Raw genomic sequence first — 20,163 nt, 5'->3', positions numbered from 1 at the left:
CCTTCGATTGCACGTCGACAAACTCGACAACGAGCCTCAACGCCCCTGGGCACGGCGGACATTCCCCCCCGCCCCGTTCGGCCCGGGCAGGGTGAAGCCGTTGAACAGGTCGTCCAGGGCGCGCAGTGAGGCCCCGGCGGGGACGGCGCGGAAGGCGAGGTCGCGGGCCGCGACGGCCAGTGGGTGCCGCAGGGCGGCGACCCGGCCGGCCCGGCGGGCACGGACCCGGATGGCGTCCGTCCGGGCGAGCCGGGCCCGGGTGTAGGCGGCCAGGGCGGCCGGTACGTCGGGCCCGGCGAGGAGGTGGGCCAGCACGACGGCGTCCTCGACGGCCTGGCAGCCGCCCTGCCCGAGGTTGGGGGTCATGGCGTGCGCGGCGTCGCCGATCCAGGCGATGCGGCCGTGGTGCAGCCGGGGGAGCCGGGCGGCGAGGTCGTACAGGTCGTGCTGGAGCACCTGCCCGGGGTCGATCCGCTCCAGGAGGGCGGGGACCGGGTGGTGCCAGGTGCCGAAGCGGCGCAGGAGTTCGGTGCGGACGTCGGCGGGCCGGTACCCCTCGGGGACGACGGCCGTGGCGTAGGCGTACAGCCCGCCGTCGGCGAGCGGGACCGTCCCGAAGCGCTCGCCGCGCCCCCAGGTCTCGGCGGCCGCGATGCCCGCGGGCGCCGCCCCGGCGGGCAGCACGGTGCGCCAGGCGGTCTCGCCGCTGTAGCGCAGGCCGGGGTGGTGGGGGAAGTGCCGGCGGCGGAGCGGGCTGTGGATGCCGTCGGCGGCGATGACCGCGTCGGCGGTGAGGTCCCCGGAGGCGGTACGGACCACCGCGCGCCCGTCGCCCTCGTCCACCGCGGTGACGGCGGCCCCGTACCGCAGGGCGCCCTCGGGGAGCCCGGCGGCCAGCGCGGCGGTCAGCGCCGACCGGTGCAGGGCGAGCGGGGTCCGGCCGAAGCGGGCGGCCAGGGCGGCGGGGTCGGCCCGGCTGAGCCGGCCGCCGCCGGGGCGGCGCAGGCCCATCGCCATGGCGGGGGCGCTGCCCGTGCCGGGGGCGGGGTCGAAGCCGATGGCCTCGAAGGCGCGCAGGGCATTGGGCGCGAGGACGATGCCGGCGCCGACGGCGGCGGGCCCCTCGGCCCGTTCGCACACGGTGACCTTCCATCCCTGGCGGCTCAGGGCCAGCGCGGCGGTGAGACCGCCGATCCCGGCTCCCGCGACGACGGCGTGGCGCTGGCGTACGGACATGGCGCGGCCTCCTGCGTCCGGCAAGGACCCTCTACGTCCGTAGAGGGTTCGCTGCTCACTCTACAGCTGTAGAGTGGCTGCATGTCCACCCCGGAACCCACACCCGCGCCCGCATCCGCATCCGCCTCCGCCCCGGACCGCCGGACGCTGATCGCGGACACGGCCATCGGCCTCGTCGCCTCCTCCGGCCTGCGAGGCCTGACGCACCGCGCCGTCGACGGCGCCGCCGGGCTCCCGGCGGGCAGCACCTCGTACTACTTCCGCACCCGGACCGCCCTGATCGCCGCCTGCTACCGCCGCCTGGCCGAACTGAACGTCTCGGAAGGCCCGCTGAGCCCGCCGGCCGACCGCGACGCCGCCGCCCGGGCACTCGGCGCCCTGCTGCACCACTGGCTGACGGCCGGCCGCGAACGCCAGCTGGCCCGCTTCGAGCTGAGCCTGGAGGCGGCCCGCAACCCGGAATTGGAGCCGGACCTGAGGGAGGCGGGCCTCGCCGTCCGGGCGCGGGCGGCCGCGGTCCTGGCGGCACTGGGCGCCCCGGAGCCGCAGGAGAGCGCCGAACTGCTGGCCGCCTGGACGGACGGCCTGCTCTACGACCGCCTCGCCGGCGCCCTCGCCCACGCCCGCCCCGCCCCGGACCCGGCCGAACTCACCGCCACCGTCCGCCGGATGCTGGATGCCGTCCTGGGGCCGGCCGTTTAGGATCCCGGTCATGATCGCTGAACTGCAGTGCGTGGTCCTGGACTGTCCCGACCCCCTCGAACTCGCCCGTTTCTACGGGGCGTTGCTGGGCGGCGAGGTCAACCGCCCCGACCGTCGCTGGACCTGCGACGACCACTGGGCCACCCTGCACGCCCCCACGGGCGCGGTCCTGGCCTTCCAGCAGGTCCCCGGTCACCTCCCCCCGCGCTGGCCCGACCCCGCCCACCCCCAGCAGTCCCACCTGGACCTCGCCGTCCCGGACCTCGACGCCGCCGAACACCAGGTCCTCGCCCTGGGCGCCACCCTCCTCGACGCCACCCCGTCCGCCCGCGGCTGGCGCGTCTACGCCGACCCCGCGGGTCATCCCTTCTGCCTGATCCAGGAATCCGCCTGACCCGTCCGGGACACCACCCGGGCCGGCGGGGGTCATGAGTACCGGTACTCATGCGCGGCAGGGGGCCGCCCCGGCAGGGTGGCGGCATGACACGCGCACCGCTCGACGCCCCGCGCCCACGGCGCCACTGGCCCTGGTCCCACAGGACCTCCACCGGCGCGGACGTCACCGTCGCCGTCCTGCTGTTGCTGCTCGAAGCGGCCGTCTTCGTACTCGTCCTCTTCGGGCACGGCATGGAGGGATGGGCCGCCCAGGGCGACCCCGAGCGGATCGAGGCCGCGGACCTCGCGGGACGCGTCTGGATGTCGCAGTTCCTCGTCGCCATGCTGGTCCTCGCCGTTCTCGCGATGGTGTCGCGCGCCCGTTGGACGGTGGCGTCGCACCTCCTCGCGGCCGCGGTGGCGGCCGCCCTGCTCGTCCTCGCCCAGCACGACCACGACCGCTCCCATCCCCGCCCGGCGCCGCGCCCCGGGCCGGAGTACGTGCCCTGCTACAGCGGCAGCGGCAGGTGCAACTGACGGTTGGACGTTCCACCGAAGCGCACCGGTCTCCCTGGTCGGGACCGCGCATTGCCCGCGCCCGGGCACGCGGGTTTGGCTGGGCAAGATCAACGGGGAGGGGACACGCACATGACTTCGATGCTCAACGGCTGTACGCCCTGGCCGGAGGAGTTCGTCGACCACTACTGGGCGGCCGGCCACTGGCAGGGCAACACCCTGGACAACCTGCTGCGCGGCTGGGCCCTCCAGTACGGGCCGCGCACCGCGCTCGTGCACGGCGGCGCCCGGCTCACGTACGCGCAGCTGAACCGGCGCGCGGACCGGATGGCCGCCGGGTTCCGGGGACGGGGGCTGCGGCCCGGGATGCGGGTGGTCGTCCAGCTGCCGAACGTGCCGGAGTTCTACGTCACCGCGTTCGCGCTGATGCGCGCCGGGCTGGTCCCCGTGTTCTGCCCGGTCTCGTACGGCGAGCCCGAGGTGCCCGAGCTCGTACGGCTCACCCAGGCCGTCGGATACGTCGGCCCCTCGGCCCACGAGGGCTTCGGCCACACGGCGATGGCCGCCCGCATCGCGGCCCGGTGGCCCTTCCTGCGGCGGGTGTTCACGTACGAGACGCCCGGCACGGAGTCCCCGTACGGCGGCCTCACCACCGACCCGTCGAACTGCCAGTACGCCCCGCTGGCCTCCCTCGACGCCCCGCCGGAGCCGGCGCTCCCGCTGAGCGCGGGCCAGGTGGCGTTCCTGCTGCTCTCCGGTGGCGGCGGTCTCGTGCCGCGGACCCACAACGACTACGCCCACCAGGTGACCGCCGCCGCGGAGCTGCTGTCCCTCACCGAGGAGGACGTGTACCTCGCCGCCCTGCCCGCCGACGCCGACCTCGCCCTCGGCGGCCCCGGCGCCCTCGGCACCCTCTCGGCAGGCGGCACCGTGGTCCTCGCCGACACCCCGGACCCGGCCGTCTGCCTCCCCGCCCTGGCCCGGGAACGGGTGACCGTCACCACGCTGACCCCCGACACCGCCCGGCAATGGCTCGACGCCCTCCCCGTCGCGGGTTCCGCGTCGCCGCGCCTCGTCCAGATCTGCGGGGCGCCCCCGGACCGGGCCACCGCCGAACGGATCGGCACGGCCCTGGGCTGCCGCGTCCAGCAGGTGTTCGGTCTGCCCGAGGGCCTCCTCACCCTCACCCGCCCGTCCGACCCGGCCGCCACCGCCCTCGCCACGCACGGCCGCCCGCTGTCCCCGGACGACCAGATCCGCCTGGTCGACGCCACGGGCGCCCCCGTCCCCGACGGGGGCCCCGGCGAACTCCTCACCCGGGGCCCGCACACGGTCCGCGGCTACTACCACGCCCCCGACCGCGACGCCCGCTCCTTCACCCCCGACGGCTACCTCCGCACCGGCCACCTCGCCCACCGCACCCCGGACGGCGACCTGGTGGTGACGGGCCGCCGGAACGACGCGGACTGAGGGGGCCCGACGGGGGGGCGACGGGGCCCGAGGCCGTACGGGATCGCTCCCGCCTTCGGCGTAGTCCCTTCCTGGCGATGTGCCCGGATGCCTCGAAGCCGGGCACGAAGGGGCGACCGAGCGCAGACCGCTTAGTGTGCGTCGTTGAACTCCGGCGGGGCTCTCTCAAAGATCGCGATCGACCGGAACCGGAGTCGGAACTGGGCTAGAAAGATCAGTATGGAACTCACCCAGATACGCCTGTTGGTGTCCGACTTCCCCGCCGTCTACCGCTTCTACCGCGACGTGCTCGGACTCAAGCCGCAGTTCGAGGCCGAGAGCGGCCCGTACGCCAAGCTCAGCCCCGATACCGGACACGCCGCGATCGCGCTGCAGGATCGGGCGCAGATGGCCGGCGTACTGGGGCGGTTGGGGGCGGAGCCGGAGGGATACCGCTCGCTGGTGGCGCTGCGGGTGGACGACCTCGACGCCGCCCATGCCGAGCTCACCTCGCGGGGGGCGGAGTTCACCCGGGACCCGGGCCCGATGGGCGACCGGATACGGGTCGCGTACCTGGAGGACCCGGAAGGGAATCTGATCGAGCTTCAGGAGTGGCTGGCGCTGCGCGAGCAGGCTGGTACCGCGCCGGCGTAAAGGTGCCGCAGCGGGGTCCGTCTGCGACGAGCCCCCGTCGCGAGGCCCGAGACCCGACGTGTGGCCGTCGGGCCTCGCTGCGGTGGGCGAGCGGCTGGGCCGGGGGTCGGAACTGTCATGCCCCGCCCGCGACCAGGCTGCGGCCGAGTCCGGCTGCCGGGCCTACCCGTCCTCGTCGATGACGGACCAGCAGTGGGCGATTGTCGGGCCACACCTGCCTTCACCAGCCAATACGGGGGGAGAGAGGCGGCCGGCCGGAGAAGCATCCGCGCCGATTGGTGCTCGACGCGATCTTCTACGTCGTGCGCGGCGGCATCCCGTGGCGGCAGTTGCCGCGCGGGTTCCCGCCACCGATGACGGCGTACGGGATCTGCCGACGCTGGGTGCGCGACGGATCATGGCAGCGCCTCCACGACGCTCTGCGCGATCAGGTACGCGTACGTCAGGGCCGCAAGCCCCTGCCCACCGCAGCGGTGATCGACTCACAGTCGGTGCGCGGAGCTGACACGGTCCGTACCAGCAGTCGCGGGTACGACGGCGGCAAGCGGGTCAACGGGCGCAAGCGGCACATAGCAGTCGACACGGGCGGCCTGCTGCTCGCCGTGGTCGTCACGATGGCCGGCCTCCAGGACCGGGACGCGGCCTTCCGATTGCTGGCCTCGCTACGCTCCACGTGCAGCACGATCACAGTGGTCCGGTCCGGCGGAGGATATGCAGGGCGCCTGGCGACCTGGGCGAAGGCGGTCCTGAACCTCGCTGTGGAGGTAGTCAAGCGCACCGACGACATGAAGGGCCTCGTGGTGCTCCCGCGACGTTGGGTAGTCGAGCGCACTTTGGCGTGGATCAGCAAGCACCGCCGCTGCGTCCGTGACTACGAGACCCGTCCCGAGCACCACGAGGCCGTGGTCTCCCTTGCCATGATCATGGTCATGTCTCGCCGACTCGCCCGCGGATGACCTCCACGAGCGAGTTCAGCGACGCCCTCTTAGTCCGACGAGCGGGTCCAGCCCGTGGGTTCGAGGCGGGCGGCGTCCGTGGGGCGGTCTTCGGAGAAGAGGAGGGCTCGGGGTTCGGAGACGCGGATGACGTCCACGTAGACGCCGCGGCCCACGTAGCGGCCCGTTGCCGTGTGGCGGAAGCGGAGTCTGACCTGGCGGCCGGCCCAGGCGGGGAGGGGGGCCTCCAGGCGGTGCCAGATGCGGCCCGACCAGCCGCCCGCCGAGCCCTCCGGCCACAGCTCCGGGGCGCCGCCCGTGGTGCGGACCGTCGAGAAGGGGACGGGGTGCCAGGTGGCGCCGTCCGCCGAGGCCTCCAGGTGGAAGGCTCCGGCCCCGGGGACGGTGTCCCACCAGACCGCGCAGCGCAGCCGGGCTTCGGCGGTGGCGGGGGTCAGCGGGGGGAGGGTGAGGGTGCCCGAGCCGCCGGTCTCCATGCCGGAGAACCACGCCGGGCCGCCGTGCCTCGTGCGGACCGGCACGGCCCGGGCGAAGCGGTTGCCGGTGGCCACGCGGGGCGCGCTGCCGGCCCGCCAGGTGCGGACGGGGTGCACGGAGTTGCCGAGGAGGACCAGGAAGGAGTCGGTGGAGGGGTCGAGGACCAGGGAGGTGCCGGTGAATCCGGTGTGGCCGGCCGAGTGGGGCGTGGCCATGGCGCCCATGTACCAGTGCTGGTAGAGCTCGAAGCCGAGGCCGTGGTCGTCGCCGGGGAAGGCGGTGTTGAAGTCGGTGAAGAGGAGTTCCACGGAGGCGGGGCGCAGGATGCGGCGTCCGGCGTAGGCCCCGCCGTCGAGGAGGGTGCGGGAGAGGACGGCCAGGTCCCAGGCGGTGCCGAAGACCCCGGCGTGGCCCGCGACCCCGCCGAGGGCGTACGCGTTCTCGTCGTGGACCTCGCCCCAGACCAGGCCCCGGTCCAGGCCGGACCACGGCGGGCGCTGCACCTCGGTGGCGGCGATCGCACGGCGCCAGGCGCGCGGGGGGTTGTAGCGAGTGCGGTGCATCCCGAGCGGAGCGGTGATCTCGTCGTGGATCAGGGTGTCCAAAGTGCGGCCGGTGATCCGTTCCAGGAGCAGCTGGAGCGTGATGAGGTTGAGGTCCGAGTAGCGGTACACCGTCCCGGGGGTGTCCTGCGGCCGCACCGACCACAGCAGCCTCAACTGCCCCTCGCGGGTGGACTCCTGGTAGAAGGGCGCCCAGGAGCGGAGCCCCGAGGTGTGCGTCAGCAGCTGCCGGACGGTGACGGCTTCCTTGCCGCCGCCCGTGAACTCCGGCAGGTACCGGTCCACGGGGGCCTCCAGCTCCAGCCGGCCCCGCTCCATCTGCTGGACGGCGATGATGGAGGTGAACAGCTTGCTGAGGGAGGCCAGGTCGAAGACGGTGTCCTCGGCCATGGCGATCCGCTCCGCGGCCGGGAACTCCTTCGGCCGGTCGGTGCGCCCGTCGTAGTCCGCGTACCGGACGGCGTCCCCCATGGCCCGGTGGAGGGCGACCGTGCGGCCGCGCCCCGCGAGGACCACCGCGCCGGCGTAGTAGGGGTGTTCGAGGGAGGGACCGAGGAAGCGCCGGGCCTCCTGCGCCACGCCCTCGAGGTGCCGGTCCAGCAGCCCGGCCTGCCGCGCGGACCCGTACCGCAGGCGCAGCCCCTGGAGGGCCCGCCGCTCGGCTGCCCCGGCGGACCCGCCCGGGAGCGCCGCGTGCAGCACGAGCACCCCGCCGAGCGCGAGCAACCGAGCCCCGAGCCGCCGCCGGCTCAGCGCCGGCGCGGGGTGGGAGGGGTCCCCGTGGCCCTCCCCGCACCTGGCCGTGGCCTTGGTAGCGGTCGTGGTCGTGGTCTCCACCCCGGTCCCGGTCCCGGCCCTGGTCCCGGTCCCGGCCCCGGTCCTGGTCCCGGTCCCGGTCCCGGTTCCGGTCCCGGCCTCGGCCCCGGCGTCGGCCCCGGTTCCGGTCCCGCCCCCGGTCCTGGTCCCGGCCTCGGCCCCGGTCCTGGTCCCGGTTCCGGCCCCGGCCCTGGTCCCGGCCACGACCCCCTTCCCGGCTCTGGCCTCGGCTTGGGCTCGGGTCTTGGCCTTGGCCTTGGCCCCGCTCGTGGTTTCGGCGTTGGCCGCGGCTCCGGCTCCGGCTCCGGCTCCGGCTCCGGCTCCGGCTCCGGCTCCGGCCCTGGTCCCGGCCCCGGCCCCGGGCTCGGCCCCGGTCCCGGTCCCGCTCGCGGCTTCGGCCCTGGCCTCCGTCGCGGGAGCCGTCCGGGTGCCGCTCCCGGTTCCGGGCCGTGCTGTCGTGTCGTCGGTCGCCGGTCCGTCCGGCTTTGCGCCTGCCCCCGTGACTGCCGCCATGATCGGCCTCCTGTCCGCTCCGAACTGCCCGCCGCGCGCCGTCCGGTGTCATCGCCCGTGCCGTGTGCGGGGCCCGTCGTCCGCCGACGGCCCGGGCGGTCGCGGCCCCGGGCCGCCACGGGGCCCGGTCCCTCGCCGCCCGCCGCAGGCGTTCCGCACGCTACTGGGTATCTGCCCCTCCGCCGCGTACCCTCCGCACGGGGCGGCCCGCAAGAATCTGACACTGCATCAGAAAATCTCTTCCCTCGGCCGCCCCGCTGCGGCATCCTCACGCCCATGGAGACGGAGCTCAGCAAGAAACTGGGAGTCGAGCACGCCATCTTCGGGTTCACGCCCTTCCCGGCGGTCGCCGCTGCCATCACCCGCGCCGGCGGGTTCGGCGTCCTCGGGGCGGTCCGCTACACCGCACCCGACGACCTCAGGCGCGACCTCGACTGGATGCAGGCGCACACCGACGGCAAGCCCTACGGCCTCGACGTCGTCATGCCCGCCAAGAAGGCCGTCGACGGCATCAGCGAAGCCGACATCGAGGCGATGATCCCGGCCGGGCACCGCGCCTTCGTCCGCGACACCCTCGCCAAGCACCACGTACCCGAGCTCGCCGAGGGAGAGGCCTCCGGCTGGCGGATCACCGGCTGGATGGAGCAGGTCGCCCGCAACCAGCTCGACGTCGCCTTCGACTACCCCGTCAAACTCCTGGCGAACGCCCTCGGTTCCCCGCCCGCCGACGTCATCGCGCGCGCCCACGACCACGGGGTCCTCGTCGCCGCCCTCGCCGGCAGCGCCAAGCACGCCCGCCGCCACGCCGAGGCCGGCATCGACATCGTCGTCGCCCAGGGCTACGAAGCCGGCGGGCACACCGGGGACATCGCCACCATGGTCCTGGTCCCCGAGATCGCCGAGGCCGTCGCGCCGCTCCCGGTCCTCGCCGCCGGCGGCATCGGCAGCGGCGAGCAGATCGCCGCCGGACTCGCCCTCGGCGCCCAGGGCGTCTGGCTCGGCTCGCTCTGGCTGACCACCACCGAGGCCGAACTCCACTCCCGCGCCCTCACCGAGAAGCTCCTCGCCGCCGGTTCCGGCGACACCGTCCGCTCCCGCGCCCTCACCGGCAAACCCGCCCGCCAGCTGCGCACCGAGTGGACCGACGCCTGGGACGACCCGGCCGGCCCCGGCGCCCTGCCCATGCCGCTCCAGGGCCTGCTGGTCGCCGAGGCCGTCTCCAGGATCCAGAAGTACGAGGTCCGCCCGCTGCTCGGCACCCCCGTCGGCCAGATCGTCGGCCGGATGAACAGCGAACGCAGCGTCCAGGCCGTCTTCGACGAGCTCACCGCCGGTTTCGAGCGCGCCATCGACCGCATCAACCGCATCGCCGGCCGGACCCGAGAGGTGTGAACCGCATGAGTGACCAGCCCCAGCCCCCCAACGGCTTCTGGGCGCAGGCCGCCGCCGACCCCGCACGCACCGTCCTCGTCACCCCCGACGGCGAGGAGTGGTCCGCCGGACGGCTGCACGCGGACGTCAACCGCCTCGTCCACGGCCTGCGCGCCGCCGGAATGGAGAAGGGTGACGCCTTCGCCGTCGTCCTGCCCAACGGCGTCGAGTTCTTCACCGCCTACCTCGCCGCCTCCCAGGCCGGCTTCTACCTCGTCCCGGTCAACCACCACCTCGTCGGCCCCGAGATCGCCTGGATCGTCTCCGACTCGGGCGCCAAGGTCCTCATCGCCCACGAACGTTTCGCCGAGGCGGCCACCGCCGCCGCCGACGAGGCCGGGCTCCCCGGCGGCCACCGCTACGCCGTCGGAGCCGTCCCCGGCTTCCGCCCGTACGCCGAACTCCTCGACGGACAGAGCGCGCAGCCCCCCGCCGGCCGCACCCTCGGCTGGGTCATGAACTACACCTCCGGCACCACCGGACGCCCGCGCGGCATCCGCCGCCCCCTGCCCGGCAAACTCCCGGAGGAGACCTACCTCGGCGGGTTCCTGGGCATCTTCGGGATCCGTCCGTTCGACGGCAACGTCCACCTCGTCTGCTCGCCGCTCTACCACACGGCCGTGCTCCAGTTCGCGGGCGCGTCCCTGCACATCGGCCACCCGCTGGTGCTGATGGACAAGTGGGGCCCCGAGGAGATGCTGCGGCTGATAGACCGGCACGCCTGCACGCACACCCACATGGTGCCCACCCAGTTCCACCGCCTGCTCGCCCTGCCGCAGGAGACGAAGGACGCCTACGACGTCTCCTCCATGCGGCACGCCATCCACGGCGCCGCCCCCTGCCCCGACCACGTCAAACGGGCGATGATCGACTGGTGGGGCCGGTGCGTGGAGGAGTACTACGCGGCCAGCGAGGGCGGCGGGGCCTTCGCCACCGCCGAGGACTGGCTGAAGAAGCCGGGAACCGTCGGCAAGGCCTGGCCGATCAGCGAGCTCGCCATCTACGACGACGACGGCAACCGGCTGCCGGCCGGCGAGCTCGGCACCGTCTACCTGAAGATGAACACCGGCGGTTTCAGCTACCACAAGGACGAGGGCAAGACGAAGAAGAACCGCATCGGCGACTTCTTCACCGTCGGCGACCTCGGGCTGCTCGACGAGGAGGGCTACCTCTTCCTCCGCGACCGCAAGATCGACATGATCATCTCGGGCGGGGTGAACATCTACCCGGCCGAGATCGAGTCAGCCCTCCTCACCCACCCGGCGGTCGCGGACGCCGCCGCCTTCGGCATCCCGCACGAGGGCTGGGGCGAGGAGGTCAAGGCCGTCGTCGAACCAGCCGAGGGCTTCGAGGCGGGGGAGGAGCTGGCCGCCGAGATCCTGCGCCACTGCGAGGGGCGGCTGGCCGGCTACAAGCGCCCCAAGTCGGTCGACTTCATCGAGACGATGCCCCGCGACCCCAACGGCAAGCTCTACAAGCGCCGCCTGCGCGACCCCTACTGGGAGGGCCGCGAACGCGCGGTGTGACGGACCGGCGCACGAGAGAGGGAGCCGAGCGGTGGGACAGATCCGGAATATCGCGAGAAGTGCCACTCCAGGGCCGCGGCCGCGCGCCTAGTGCCGCACCCGGGCGGCCGGTCTGGCAACTTGGCAGACATGAGTACGGCTACGCGCAGATCCCCCCTGACCGACTGGACGCTCCTGGTCCCCGTGGCGGCACTCGTCGCGCTCGTCCTCAGCTGGGGCCGCGACCTGCCCGGGGCCCTGGTGGGGCTGGTCGCGCTGTGCCTGGCGGGTGCGGTCCTCGCCGCCGTCCACCATGCCGAGGTCGTCGCCCACCGGGTCGGCGAGCCCTTCGGCTCGCTCGTCCTCGCCGTCGCCGTCACCGTCATCGAAGTGGCCCTCATCGTCACCCTGATGGCCGACGGCGGCGACAAGACCGCCTCCCTCGCCCGTGACACCGTCTTCGCCGCCGTGATGATCACCTGCAACGGCATCGTCGGCCTGTCCCTGCTCGTGGGCGCCCTGCGCAACCGGGTCGCCGTGTTCAACGCGGAGGGCTCCGGCGCGGCCCTGGCCACCGTCGCGACCCTCGCCACGCTCAGCCTGGTCCTGCCGACCTTCACCACCAGCAAGCCCGGCCCCGAGTTCTCCAGCGCACAGCTCACCTTCGCCGCCGTCGCCTCCCTGGCCCTCTACGGGCTGTTCATCGCCGTCCAGACGGTCCGCCACCGGGACTACTTCCTGCCCGTGGCCACCCCCAAGACCCCCGGCGGCGACGAGGAGCACGCCGAACCGCCCACTGCCCGCGCCGCCCTGACCAGCCTGGGCCTGCTGCTCGTCGCCCTCGTCGCGGTCGTCGGCAACGCCAAGGCCGTCTCCCCGACCATCGAGAAGGGTGTCGCGGACGCCGGACTGCCCCACGCCGTCGTCGGTGTGATCATCGCCCTGCTCGTCCTGCTCCCCGAAACCCTCGCCGCCGTCCGGGCCGCACGCCGCGACCGCGTCCAGACCAGCCTCAACCTGGGCTACGGCTCCGCCATCGCCAGCATCGGCCTGACCATCCCGGCCATCGCCCTGGCCTCCGTCTGGCTGAAGGGGCCCCTGCTCCTCGGCCTCGGCCCCACCCACATGGTGCTGCTCACGCTGACCGTGGTGGTCGGCGCCCTCACCCTCGTGCCCGGCCGCGCCACCCTCCTCCAGGGCGGGGTACACCTCGTCCTCCTCGCCGCCTACCTCTTCCTCGCCGTCAGCCCCTAGGGCCGTGGGCACCGGACGCCCGCCCGCCGCGCCGATCTTGACCCGGCGGCGCGGCGGGGCGAGGATCGCGCCATGACGCCAGTACGGCACCACACGGTCGACGGACTCCTGCGGGCCGCCGCGCGGCGGCACCCCGGCCGGACGGCCCTGCGCTACCGCCGGCGGACCTGGACCTACGCGGAACTCGACGCGGCGGTCTCCACCGGCGCCGCCGTGCTGCGCGAGCGGTACGGGCTGGCCGCGGGGGAGCGCGTCGCGGCCTTCGCCCACAACTCCGACGCCTACCTGATCGCCTTCCTCGCCTGCGCCCGGGCCGGGCTCACCCACGTCCCGGTCAACCAGAACCTCACCGGCGACGACCTCGCGCACATCCTCGGCGACTGCGCGAGCGCCCTGGTCCTCGCCGACCCCGGCCTCGCGGACCGGGTCCCCGGCGGGCACACCGTACGGGCGCTGCGCGACGCCCCCGGTTCCTTCCTCGCCGAGCTGGCCGAACCCCGGCCCCACGAACCCTCCTCGGACCCCTCGGCCGTCGTGCAGCTGCTGTACACCTCGGGGACCACCGCCCTGCCCAAGGGCGCGATGATGACGCACCGGGCACTGGCGCACGAGTACGAGAGCGCGATCGCCGCCCTGGACCTGGCCGAGGGGGACCGCCCCCTCCACTCGCTGCCGCTGTACCACTCGGCGCAGATGCACGTGTTCCTGCTGCCCTACCTCGCGGTGGGCGCGGACAACACCGTCCTGGACGGGCCGGCCGCCGAGGAGGTCTTCGACCTGGTGGAGGCGGGCCGGGCGGACAGCCTGTTCGCGCCGCCGACGGTGTGGATCGCCCTCGCCAACCACCCGCAGTTCGGGCAGCGGGAGCTCGGCGCGCTCCGCAAGGCGTACTACGGGGCCTCGGTCATGCCCGTCCCGGTCCTGGAGCGGCTGCGGGAGCGGCTGCCGGGGCTGGGTTTCTACAACTGCTTCGGGCAGAGCGAGATCGGCCCGCTGGCCACGGTGCTGCGACCGGACGAGCACGAGGGGCGGATGGAGTCCTGCGGGCGGCCGGTGCTGCACGTGGAGGCGAAGGTGGTCGACGAGGACGGCGCCGAGGTCCCCGACGGCACGGCGGGAGAGGTGGTGTACCGCTCGCCGCAGCTGTGCCTGGGCTACTGGAACGACGCGGAAGCCACCCGAAAGGCCTTCCGGGACGGCTGGTTCCGCTCCGGTGACCTCGCCGTCCGGGACGCCGAGGGCTACTTCACGGTCGTCGACCGGGTCAAGGACGTCATCAACTCGGGCGGGGTGCTCGTCGCCTCCCGGCAGGTGGAGGACGTGCTCTACACGCACCCGGGCGTGGCGGAGGCGGCCGTCGTCGGCCTCCCCGACGAGCGGTGGATCGAGGCGGTCACGGCCGTCGTCGTGCCGCGCGGGGAGGTCACGGAGACCGAGCTGATGGCCTACGCCCGCGAACGGCTCGCCCACTTCAAGGCCCCCAAGCGGGTCCTGTTCGTGGAAGCCCTGCCGCGCAACGCCAGCGGGAAGATCCTCAAACGCGAACTCCGCGACCGCCTCGGCGCCGCCTGACGCTCCGCCGGAGGCCGGGCCGGGCCCCGCACGGGGCCGGCCCGGCCTGCTGAAGGCGGTCAGGCGTCGAAGTCGGTGCCCCGGCTGACGGGTTCCCAGGTGCGGGCCTCCTCGCGGGCGGCGTCGGCGTGGGCGAGGATCGCGTCGAGGGCGTCGTTGCCCAGGGCCAGCCGCAGCGGGGTCTCCTCCGCGTCCAGGGCGGCCAGGATCGCGGCGGCGGCCTTGACCGGGTCGCCGGGCTGCTTGCCGTCGCTGTCGGGCAGTCCGGTGCGCACGGCGCCGACGGTGTCCGCGTAGGCGGGCAGGACGCCGGCCGACTGCTGGAGCGCGGCGCCGCCCGCGAAGCCCGTACGGAAGGCTCCGGGCTCCACGATCAGCGTCTTGATCCCGAACGGCGCGACCTCGCCGCGCAGTGCTTCGGTCAGGCCCTCCAGGGCGAACTTCGTCGCCGAGTAGGCGCCGACGCCCGGGAAGGACAGCCGGCCGCCCATGCTGCTCATCTGCACGATCGCCCCCGACTTGCGCTCCCGCATGTGCGGCAGCACGGCGCGGATCAGCGCGGCCGGGCCGAAGAAGTGCAGCTCCATCAGATCGCGCAGCTCGGCCTCGGAGGTCTCCTCGACCGCTCCGATCAGGCCCCGGCCGGCGTTGTTGACGAGGACGTCGATCCGGCCGAACCGGTCCACGGCCTCGGCGACGACCTGTGCGGCCCGCGCCGTATCGGTCACGTCCGCCGTGACGGGGACGAGCCGCTCCGGATGGGCGGCCGCCAGGTCGTCGAGGGCGGCGGGCCGGCGGGCCGTCGCGACGACCGTGTCCCCGGCGGCGAGCGCGGCTTCCGCGAGGGTCCGTCCGAAGCCCGAGGACGCTCCGGTGATCAGCCATACCCGCCCGGTGGCGGCATCCTGTGCAGACATCAATCCCCCTGATATCAAACGGTGTTGTGGGTGGTCGGCGTGATCCTGCCATGCTCGCGCCCGCCGCGCTCACTCCTGTCCCGGATCACGAGAAGGGTCCTCGCCGGAACCGTGGAATCCATTGGCCCGCAGTCGCCGCCGGGTGAAGTGCTCGTGCGCCAGACGGCCCACCAGGGCGCCTCCGTAGACCACGAATCCGACACCGACCAGCCAGGACTGGACGACCAGCAGGGTGCCGAACGGGCCGTACGTGACGGCGTTCGAGGCGATCAGGGGGGAGAAGACCAGCTGCGAGAAGACCCGCAGGCCCAGCAGGCCGACACTGGTGGCCACCGCCCCGGGGAAGAGCGCGGCCCAGCGCACCCGCCCGCCCAGCAGCAGCCGCCCGGAGCTCCAGAAGAACAGGCAGGTGCCGACCAGGTCGCTGACGGTGCCCACGACCGCCCCCGCCGTGCTGGTGGAGGGCGCCGGGATCCCGACGAGCAGCGCCAGGTAGCAGACCAGCAGGGCCAGCCACACCACATGCCGCCACATGGTGTGCCAGCGGGCCGTCGGCAGGTCCCACACCTTCTCGTAGCCGGTCTGCACGGCGGAGCCGAAGGTCAGTCCGAACACCGCCAGGGCGGCCAGCCCGAAGGCCGTCGTCCGCTCCAGCGCCAGGTCGGCCGCCCCGAACAACAGCTCGACCTTGGCCCGGGAGGCCGCGGTGACCCCGAGGGCCTGGCCCAGCCAGCGGCCGAAGCCCGAGCCGCTGCCGGGCGCGGCCGCCGCCACGACCACCAGCAAGGGGACGAGGGTGAGGAACCCGAGGGCGGCGAAGCCCATCGCCCGGTGCATCAGTTCGATCTCGCGGCCCCGGCTCCAGGCCAGCCCGGCGGGGGAGGCCAGGAACCGGTCGTGCAGCTGCCGGAAGGTCGAGGTCACACCCCATCCCCTACCCGGACTGGCCCGGAGGGTCCCGGAAGCCGCGCCGAAGTGGGGCCGAAGGGGTGGCCCGCCGGCCCGCCCGGCGTGTCCGGGCGCGACCCCGCGTCCGCGCGAGCCTGTGGTGTCCGGGGCTTCGGTGTCCCGGCCTTCGGCGTCTCAGTGTTCCCCGGAGCCCTCCCCGGCCTCGCGCAGGTCCTTGATCCGCTTGATCTTGCCGACCGAGCGCTCCAGACTCTCCGGCTCCACCACCTCCACCCCGACGGACACCCCGATCCCCTCCTTGACGGACCGCCCCAGCTCCGTGGCCGCCGCTCTGCGCTGCCCGGCGTCTGCCTCCCGGCGCGCCTCCACCCGTACCGTGAGGGCGTCCATCCGCCCCTGCCGGGTCAGCCGCAGCTGGAAGTGCGGGGCCAGGGCGGGGATGCGCAGGAGTATCTCCTCGATCTGGGTCGGGTAGAGGTTCACCCCGCGCACGATGATCATGTCGTCGCTGCGGCCCGTCACCTTCTCCATGCGGCGGAACGCGGGCCGGGCCGTCCCCGGCAGCAGCCGTGTCAGGTCCCGGGTGCGGTAGCGGATCAGGGGCATGGCCTCCTTGGTGAGGGAGGTGAACACCAGCTCGCCGAGCTCGCCGTCCGGCAGCACCGCACCCGTCAGCGGGTCGATCACCTCGGGGTAGAAGTGGTCCTCCCAGATGTGCAGCCCGTCCTTGTGCGAGGCGAACTCCTGCGCCACGCCCGGCCCCATCACCTCCGACAGGCCGTAGATGTCGACGGCGTCGATGCGCAGCCGGTCCTCGATCTCCCGGCGCATCTCCTCGGTCCAGGGCTCCGCGCCGAAGATCCCCGTGCGCAGGGAGGTCGAGCGCGGGTCGATGCCCTGGCGCTCCATCTCGTCCAGCAGGGTGAGCATGTAGGAGGGGGTCACCATGATGACCTCCGGCCGGAGGTCCTGGATCAGTCTGACCTGGCGGTCCGTCATGCCGCCGGAAGCGGGGACGACCGTACAGCCCAGCCGCTCCGCCCCGTAGTGGGCGCCGAGGCCGCCCGTGAACAGGCCGTACCCGTAGGCGACGTGCACGATCTGGCCGGGCCTTGCGCCCGCGGCGCGCAGCGACCGCGCGACGACATCGGCCCACGCGGCGAGGTCCCCGTCGGTGTAGCCCACCACCGTGGGCCGGCCGGTGGTGCCACTGGAGGCGTGCAGCCGGCGGACGTCGCTGCGGGGGACGGCGAACATCCCGAAGGGGTACTGCCCGCGCAGGTCGGCCTTGGTGGTCAGCGGGAAGAGCGCCAGGTCGGCCAGGGAGCGGCAGTCGTCGGGATGTACCCCCGCCTTGTCGAAGGCCTCGCGGTAGAAGGGCACGCGGTCGTAGACGCGGTGCAGGGTCGCCCGCAGCCGCTTGAGCTGGAGCGCCGCCAGTTCGTCGGGGCCGAGCCGCTCCGCCGCGTCGCCCAGCTCGCCGAAGTCCTGCCGCCCCGGCTGCCCTCCGACGTCTCCGATCTCCCCGATCTCCCCGAGCTGTCCTTGATCTTCGTCGTTGCCGAGTTCCGCCTGCGCCGCCATTGCCGTCACCTCACCGAGGACCAACCACCCCAACCGAACGTTCATTCGGTAGATTGCCCGAGCCCGGCCCGCAAATCAATGACTCGAACGAGTGATCGTCTGCTGGGATGGGTCCATGCATGTATTCACCACGTACGACGGGACCGAACTCGCCTACCACGTCCAGGGTGACGGCGAGCCGCTGATCTGCCTCCCCGGCGGGGCCATGCGGGCCTCCCGCTACCTCGGCGACCTCGGCGGACTGACCGCCGGGCGCCGGCTCGTCCGGCTCGACCTGCGCGGCACGGGCGACTCCGCGATACCGGTGGACGAGGCCACGTACCGCGTCGACCACCAGGTGGCGGACGTGGAGGCGCTCCGCGTCCACCTGGGCCTGGAACGCATGGACCTCCTCGGCCACTCGGCGGCCGGCAACCTCGCCATGCTGTACGCGGCCGCGCACCCCGAGCGGGTGGGACGCCTCGTCCTGGTCACCCCCACCCCGTGGGCGGTCGGCCTCCACATCACCGCCGGACACCACCTGGACGCGGCCCGCCTGCGGCCCGCCGGCGAGCCGTACGACTCGGCGGTCGAGGCCCTGCGGAGGCTGCTGGCGGGCGAGGGTGCCGCCGAGGACAGGGACCTCGCCGCCCCGCTCTTCCACGGGCGCTGGGACGACGCAGCCCGGGCCCTTCACGCGGCCGGGGCGGCGGAGCGCAACGACAAGGCCTCGGCGGCCTTCGCCGCCGACGGGGCCTTCGACCCGCCCGCCACCCGCGCCGCCCTGGGGCGGTTCGCGGGGGAGGTGCTGGTCATGGCCGGCGAGCTGGACGGCAGCCCGCCGCCGGTGCTCGCGGCGGAACTGGCGGGGCTCTTCCCCGCCGGCGTCCTCGACGTCCAGCCCGGCGCCGCGCACTTCCCGTGGCTGGACGACGCCCCCCGCTTCGCGGCCCGCGTAGAACACTTCCTGTCCACAGGCACCTGACCGCCCCGCCCCCGCCCCCCGCCCTGCCCTCGGGCCTGACCCCGGCCGGGCGGGGCCTTCGGGGTGTCAGGCTTCCGTGGCTGCTTCCGTGGCCACCGTCTTCGCCCAGCGGTAGTCCGCCTTGCCGCTCGGCGAGCGCTGGATCGCGGGGGTGATCACCAGCTGGCGCGGGATCTTGTACCCCGCCAGGCGGGTGCGGCAGTGCTGCTGGATCTCCTCCAGCGTGGGCTCCGGTGCCCCCGCGCGTACCTGTACCACCGCGGCCACGTGGTTGCCCCAGGTCGGGTCCGGGACGCCCGCGACCAGGGCGTCGTACACGTCCGGATGGGACTTCAGCGCCTGCTCGACCTCCTCCGGATACACCTTCTCGCCACCGGTGTTGATGCACTGCGAGCCCCGCCCGAGGACGGTGACGATGCCCTCCTCGTCGACCGTCGCCATGTCGCCCAGCAGCACCCAGCGCTCGGAGCCCTTCCGGAAGAAGGTCTCCGCGGTCTTCACCGGGTCGTTGTAGTAGCCCAGCGGAACGTGCCCGCGCTGGGCGAGCCGTCCCGGCACGCCCACCGCCACCGGCTCGTGCGTCACCGGGTCGACCACCTGCGTACGGTCGTTGACCTGGAGGCGGAAGCCCTTCTCCGGGCCGGAGTCCTCCGTGGCCCGCCCGTTGGAACCCGACTCCGACGAACCGAAGTTGTTCAGCAGCACCACGTTCGGCACCAGCCGCTGGAACTCGGCGCGCACCGACTCCGACATGATCGCCCCCGAGGAGGAGACGCTGAACAGGGAGGACAGGTCGGTCCCCTTCAGCGGCCCGTTGAGGGCGTCGATCAGCGGCCGGAGCATCGCGTCGCCCACCAGCGACACGCTCGACACCCTCTCCTTCTCGATGGTGCGCAGCACCTCCTCCGGCGCGTACTTGCGGTGGATCACCACCCGCTGGCCGTAGTTGAAGGCGATGAACGAGGTGAGGGTGGAGGTGCCGTGCATCAGCGGGGGAGCCGGGAAGAAGGTCAGACCGGCGCCGCGCGCCGCGACCCGCTCCGCCAGCTCCTCGGGACGCTTGACGGGCTCTCCCGAGGGCTCCCCGCCGAACAGCCCGGCGAAGAACAGGTCTTCGGCCCGCCACATCACGCCCTTGGGCATGCCGGTCGTGCCGCCGGTGTAGATGATGAACAGGTCGTCGGGGCTGCGCGGCGGGAAGGCGCGCTCGGGGGACCCGGCCGCCTCGGCGTCCCGGTACGCCACCGGCGCGATCGCCGGCTCGGGCGCGCCGGGGGGCGTGGCGCCGACCCGGACGAGGTGGCGCAGCCTCGGCGTCTGGGGGAGCGCGGCCGCGACCCGTTCGGTGAACTCGCCCTCGAAGACGAGTGCGGCCAGGTCGGCGTCGTTGTAGAGGTAGACCAGCTCCTCCTCCACGTACCGGTAGTTGACGTTCACCGGGACCAGGCGGGCCTTCAGGCAGGCCAGGACGGTCTGGAGGTACTCGACGCCGTTGTAGAGGTGCAGCCCCACGTGCTCGCCGGGGGTCAGGCCGCTGTCCGTGAGGTGGTGTGCGACGCGGTTCGCGGCCGCGTCCAGCTCCGCGTACGTCAGGCGGCGCTCGGCGCCGGTCCCGGGGTGGTCCACGTACACCAGCGCCTCGCGGTCGGGCACCACGTCCACGACCGACTCGAACAGGTCGGCAAGGTTGTACTCCACCGTTCCTCCTCCTGACCCGGACCGGGCGGCCGGTCTGCTCGGCGGTCATTAGAGCGTCGCCCGGCGCAACTG

17 protein-coding genes are annotated in these 20,163 nt (G+C 73.8%); 11 read left to right on the top strand and 6 right to left on the bottom strand.

Going from position 1 to position 20,163, the window contains the following annotated elements:
- Window positions 1-36: 36 nt before the first annotated feature.
- Window positions 37-1,236 carry an FAD-dependent monooxygenase gene (locus BX286_RS05425; RefSeq protein ID WP_121014647.1) on the bottom strand — a complete coding sequence of 400 codons (1,200 nt, stop codon included), beginning with the start codon at window positions 1,234-1,236 and terminating at the stop codon, window positions 37-39.
- Window positions 1,237-1,317: 81 nt separating this feature from the next.
- Between BX286_RS05425 and BX286_RS05420 the strand changes: the two genes are divergently transcribed.
- The 6 genes from BX286_RS05420 (at window position 1,318) to BX286_RS05395 (ending at window position 5,888) form a co-directional block, all read left to right on the top strand.
- Window positions 1,318-1,938 (top strand): TetR/AcrR family transcriptional regulator, encoded by a 621-nt coding sequence (locus tag BX286_RS05420; protein WP_079424252.1) that lies wholly within the window; start codon window positions 1,318-1,320, stop codon window positions 1,936-1,938.
- A gap of 10 nt (window positions 1,939-1,948) precedes the next feature.
- A complete protein-coding gene (locus BX286_RS36410; RefSeq protein ID WP_079424250.1) occupies window positions 1,949-2,332 on the top strand; it encodes a VOC family protein in 384 nt (127 codons plus the stop codon).
- Between the two features lie 86 nt (window positions 2,333-2,418).
- Window positions 2,419-2,850: a DUF6234 family protein gene (locus tag BX286_RS05410; protein WP_107438227.1), complete on the top strand. Its 432-nt coding sequence runs from the start codon at window positions 2,419-2,421 to the stop codon at window positions 2,848-2,850.
- Between the two features lie 111 nt (window positions 2,851-2,961).
- Window positions 2,962-4,299 (top strand): AMP-binding protein, encoded by a 1,338-nt coding sequence (locus BX286_RS05405; protein ID WP_261993365.1) that lies wholly within the window; start codon window positions 2,962-2,964, stop codon window positions 4,297-4,299.
- A 219-nt stretch (window positions 4,300-4,518) separates the two neighbouring features.
- Complete coding sequence (locus BX286_RS05400) at window positions 4,519-4,932, top strand: VOC family protein (RefSeq protein ID WP_079424245.1); 414 nt, start codon at window positions 4,519-4,521, stop codon at window positions 4,930-4,932.
- Between the two features lie 278 nt (window positions 4,933-5,210).
- Window positions 5,211-5,888: an IS5 family transposase gene (locus BX286_RS05395; protein WP_237292620.1), complete on the top strand. Its 678-nt coding sequence runs from the start codon at window positions 5,211-5,213 to the stop codon at window positions 5,886-5,888.
- A gap of 29 nt (window positions 5,889-5,917) precedes the next feature.
- Here BX286_RS05395 and BX286_RS05390 read toward each other — a convergent pair whose 3' ends face one another.
- Entirely contained in the window at window positions 5,918-7,765 is a 1,848-nt protein-coding gene (locus tag BX286_RS05390; RefSeq protein ID WP_398898224.1) for a serine hydrolase, read from the bottom strand.
- Window positions 7,766-8,533: 768 nt separating this feature from the next.
- Here BX286_RS05390 and BX286_RS05385 point away from each other — a divergent pair.
- The 4 genes from BX286_RS05385 to BX286_RS05370 all read left to right on the top strand — a co-directional run bounded on the left by BX286_RS05385 (window position 8,534) and on the right by BX286_RS05370 (window position 14,019).
- Window positions 8,534-9,649: a nitronate monooxygenase gene (locus BX286_RS05385; protein WP_079424241.1), complete on the top strand. Its 1,116-nt coding sequence runs from the start codon at window positions 8,534-8,536 to the stop codon at window positions 9,647-9,649.
- A gap of 5 nt (window positions 9,650-9,654) precedes the next feature.
- Entirely contained in the window at window positions 9,655-11,214 is a 1,560-nt protein-coding gene (locus BX286_RS05380) for an acyl-CoA synthetase (protein ID WP_121017576.1), read from the top strand.
- A gap of 129 nt (window positions 11,215-11,343) precedes the next feature.
- The gene (locus BX286_RS05375) at window positions 11,344-12,447 is read left to right on the top strand and encodes a calcium:proton antiporter (RefSeq protein ID WP_100864770.1); all 1,104 of its coding nucleotides are present in this window, start codon (window positions 11,344-11,346) and stop codon (window positions 12,445-12,447) included.
- 72 nt (window positions 12,448-12,519) lie between these two features.
- Window positions 12,520-14,019 carry a fatty acyl-CoA synthetase gene (locus tag BX286_RS05370; protein ID WP_121014645.1) on the top strand — a complete coding sequence of 500 codons (1,500 nt, stop codon included), beginning with the start codon at window positions 12,520-12,522 and terminating at the stop codon, window positions 14,017-14,019.
- A gap of 59 nt (window positions 14,020-14,078) precedes the next feature.
- Here the strand turns inward: BX286_RS05370 and BX286_RS05365 are convergent, their stop codons facing one another.
- The 3 genes from BX286_RS05365 to paaK form a co-directional block, all read right to left on the bottom strand.
- The gene (locus BX286_RS05365; protein ID WP_079424238.1) at window positions 14,079-14,936 is read right to left on the bottom strand and encodes an oxidoreductase; all 858 of its coding nucleotides are present in this window, start codon (window positions 14,934-14,936) and stop codon (window positions 14,079-14,081) included.
- A 69-nt stretch (window positions 14,937-15,005) separates the two neighbouring features.
- Window positions 15,006-15,860 carry a YhjD/YihY/BrkB family envelope integrity protein gene (locus BX286_RS05360; RefSeq protein WP_121014644.1) on the bottom strand — a complete coding sequence of 285 codons (855 nt, stop codon included), beginning with the start codon at window positions 15,858-15,860 and terminating at the stop codon, window positions 15,006-15,008.
- 159 nt (window positions 15,861-16,019) lie between these two features.
- A complete protein-coding gene (gene paaK / locus BX286_RS05355; protein ID WP_261993364.1) occupies window positions 16,020-17,429 on the bottom strand; it encodes a phenylacetate--CoA ligase PaaK in 1,410 nt (469 codons plus the stop codon).
- 115 nt (window positions 17,430-17,544) lie between these two features.
- On the opposite strand from paaK, the gene BX286_RS05350 reads away from it, so the two are divergent.
- Window positions 17,545-18,393, top strand: a complete 849-nt coding sequence (locus BX286_RS05350; protein WP_100864767.1) for an alpha/beta fold hydrolase — start codon at window positions 17,545-17,547, stop codon at window positions 18,391-18,393.
- A gap of 66 nt (window positions 18,394-18,459) precedes the next feature.
- Here BX286_RS05350 and BX286_RS05345 read toward each other — a convergent pair whose 3' ends face one another.
- Entirely contained in the window at window positions 18,460-20,091 is a 1,632-nt protein-coding gene (locus BX286_RS05345; RefSeq protein ID WP_121014643.1) for an acyl-CoA synthetase, read from the bottom strand.
- Between the last annotated feature and the right edge of the window lie 72 nt (window positions 20,092-20,163).

It is taken from the genome of Streptomyces sp. 3211.6, assembly GCF_003634815.1.
GTDB classification, from domain to species: Bacteria; Actinomycetota; Actinomycetes; order Streptomycetales; family Streptomycetaceae; genus Streptomyces; species Streptomyces katrae_A.
Note: the sequence above shows the minus strand (reverse complement) of the source record. Positions and strands in the feature narration are given on the sequence as shown.

Excerpts from the sequence above, each read along its gene's own strand:
- BX286_RS05425 (WP_121014647.1), bottom strand. The coding sequence starts at position 1,236 with ATGTCCGTACGCCAGCGCCACGCCGTCGTCGCGGGAGCCGGGATCGGC.
- BX286_RS05420 (WP_079424252.1), top strand. The coding sequence starts at position 1,318 with ATGTCCACCCCGGAACCCACACCCGCGCCCGCATCCGCATCCGCCTCC.
- BX286_RS36410 (WP_079424250.1), top strand. The coding sequence starts at position 1,949 with ATGATCGCTGAACTGCAGTGCGTGGTCCTGGACTGTCCCGACCCCCTC.
- BX286_RS05410 (WP_107438227.1), top strand. The coding sequence starts at position 2,419 with ATGACACGCGCACCGCTCGACGCCCCGCGCCCACGGCGCCACTGGCCC.
- BX286_RS05405 (WP_261993365.1), top strand. The coding sequence starts at position 2,962 with ATGACTTCGATGCTCAACGGCTGTACGCCCTGGCCGGAGGAGTTCGTC.
- BX286_RS05400 (WP_079424245.1), top strand. The coding sequence starts at position 4,519 with ATGGAACTCACCCAGATACGCCTGTTGGTGTCCGACTTCCCCGCCGTC.
- BX286_RS05385 (WP_079424241.1), top strand. The coding sequence starts at position 8,534 with ATGGAGACGGAGCTCAGCAAGAAACTGGGAGTCGAGCACGCCATCTTC.
- BX286_RS05380 (WP_121017576.1), top strand. The coding sequence starts at position 9,655 with ATGAGTGACCAGCCCCAGCCCCCCAACGGCTTCTGGGCGCAGGCCGCC.
- BX286_RS05375 (WP_100864770.1), top strand. The coding sequence starts at position 11,344 with ATGAGTACGGCTACGCGCAGATCCCCCCTGACCGACTGGACGCTCCTG.
- BX286_RS05370 (WP_121014645.1), top strand. The coding sequence starts at position 12,520 with ATGACGCCAGTACGGCACCACACGGTCGACGGACTCCTGCGGGCCGCC.
- BX286_RS05365 (WP_079424238.1), bottom strand. The coding sequence starts at position 14,936 with ATGTCTGCACAGGATGCCGCCACCGGGCGGGTATGGCTGATCACCGGA.
- paaK (WP_261993364.1), bottom strand. The coding sequence starts at position 17,429 with ATGGCGGCGCAGGCGGAACTCGGCAACGACGAAGATCAAGGACAGCTC.
- BX286_RS05350 (WP_100864767.1), top strand. The coding sequence starts at position 17,545 with ATGCATGTATTCACCACGTACGACGGGACCGAACTCGCCTACCACGTC.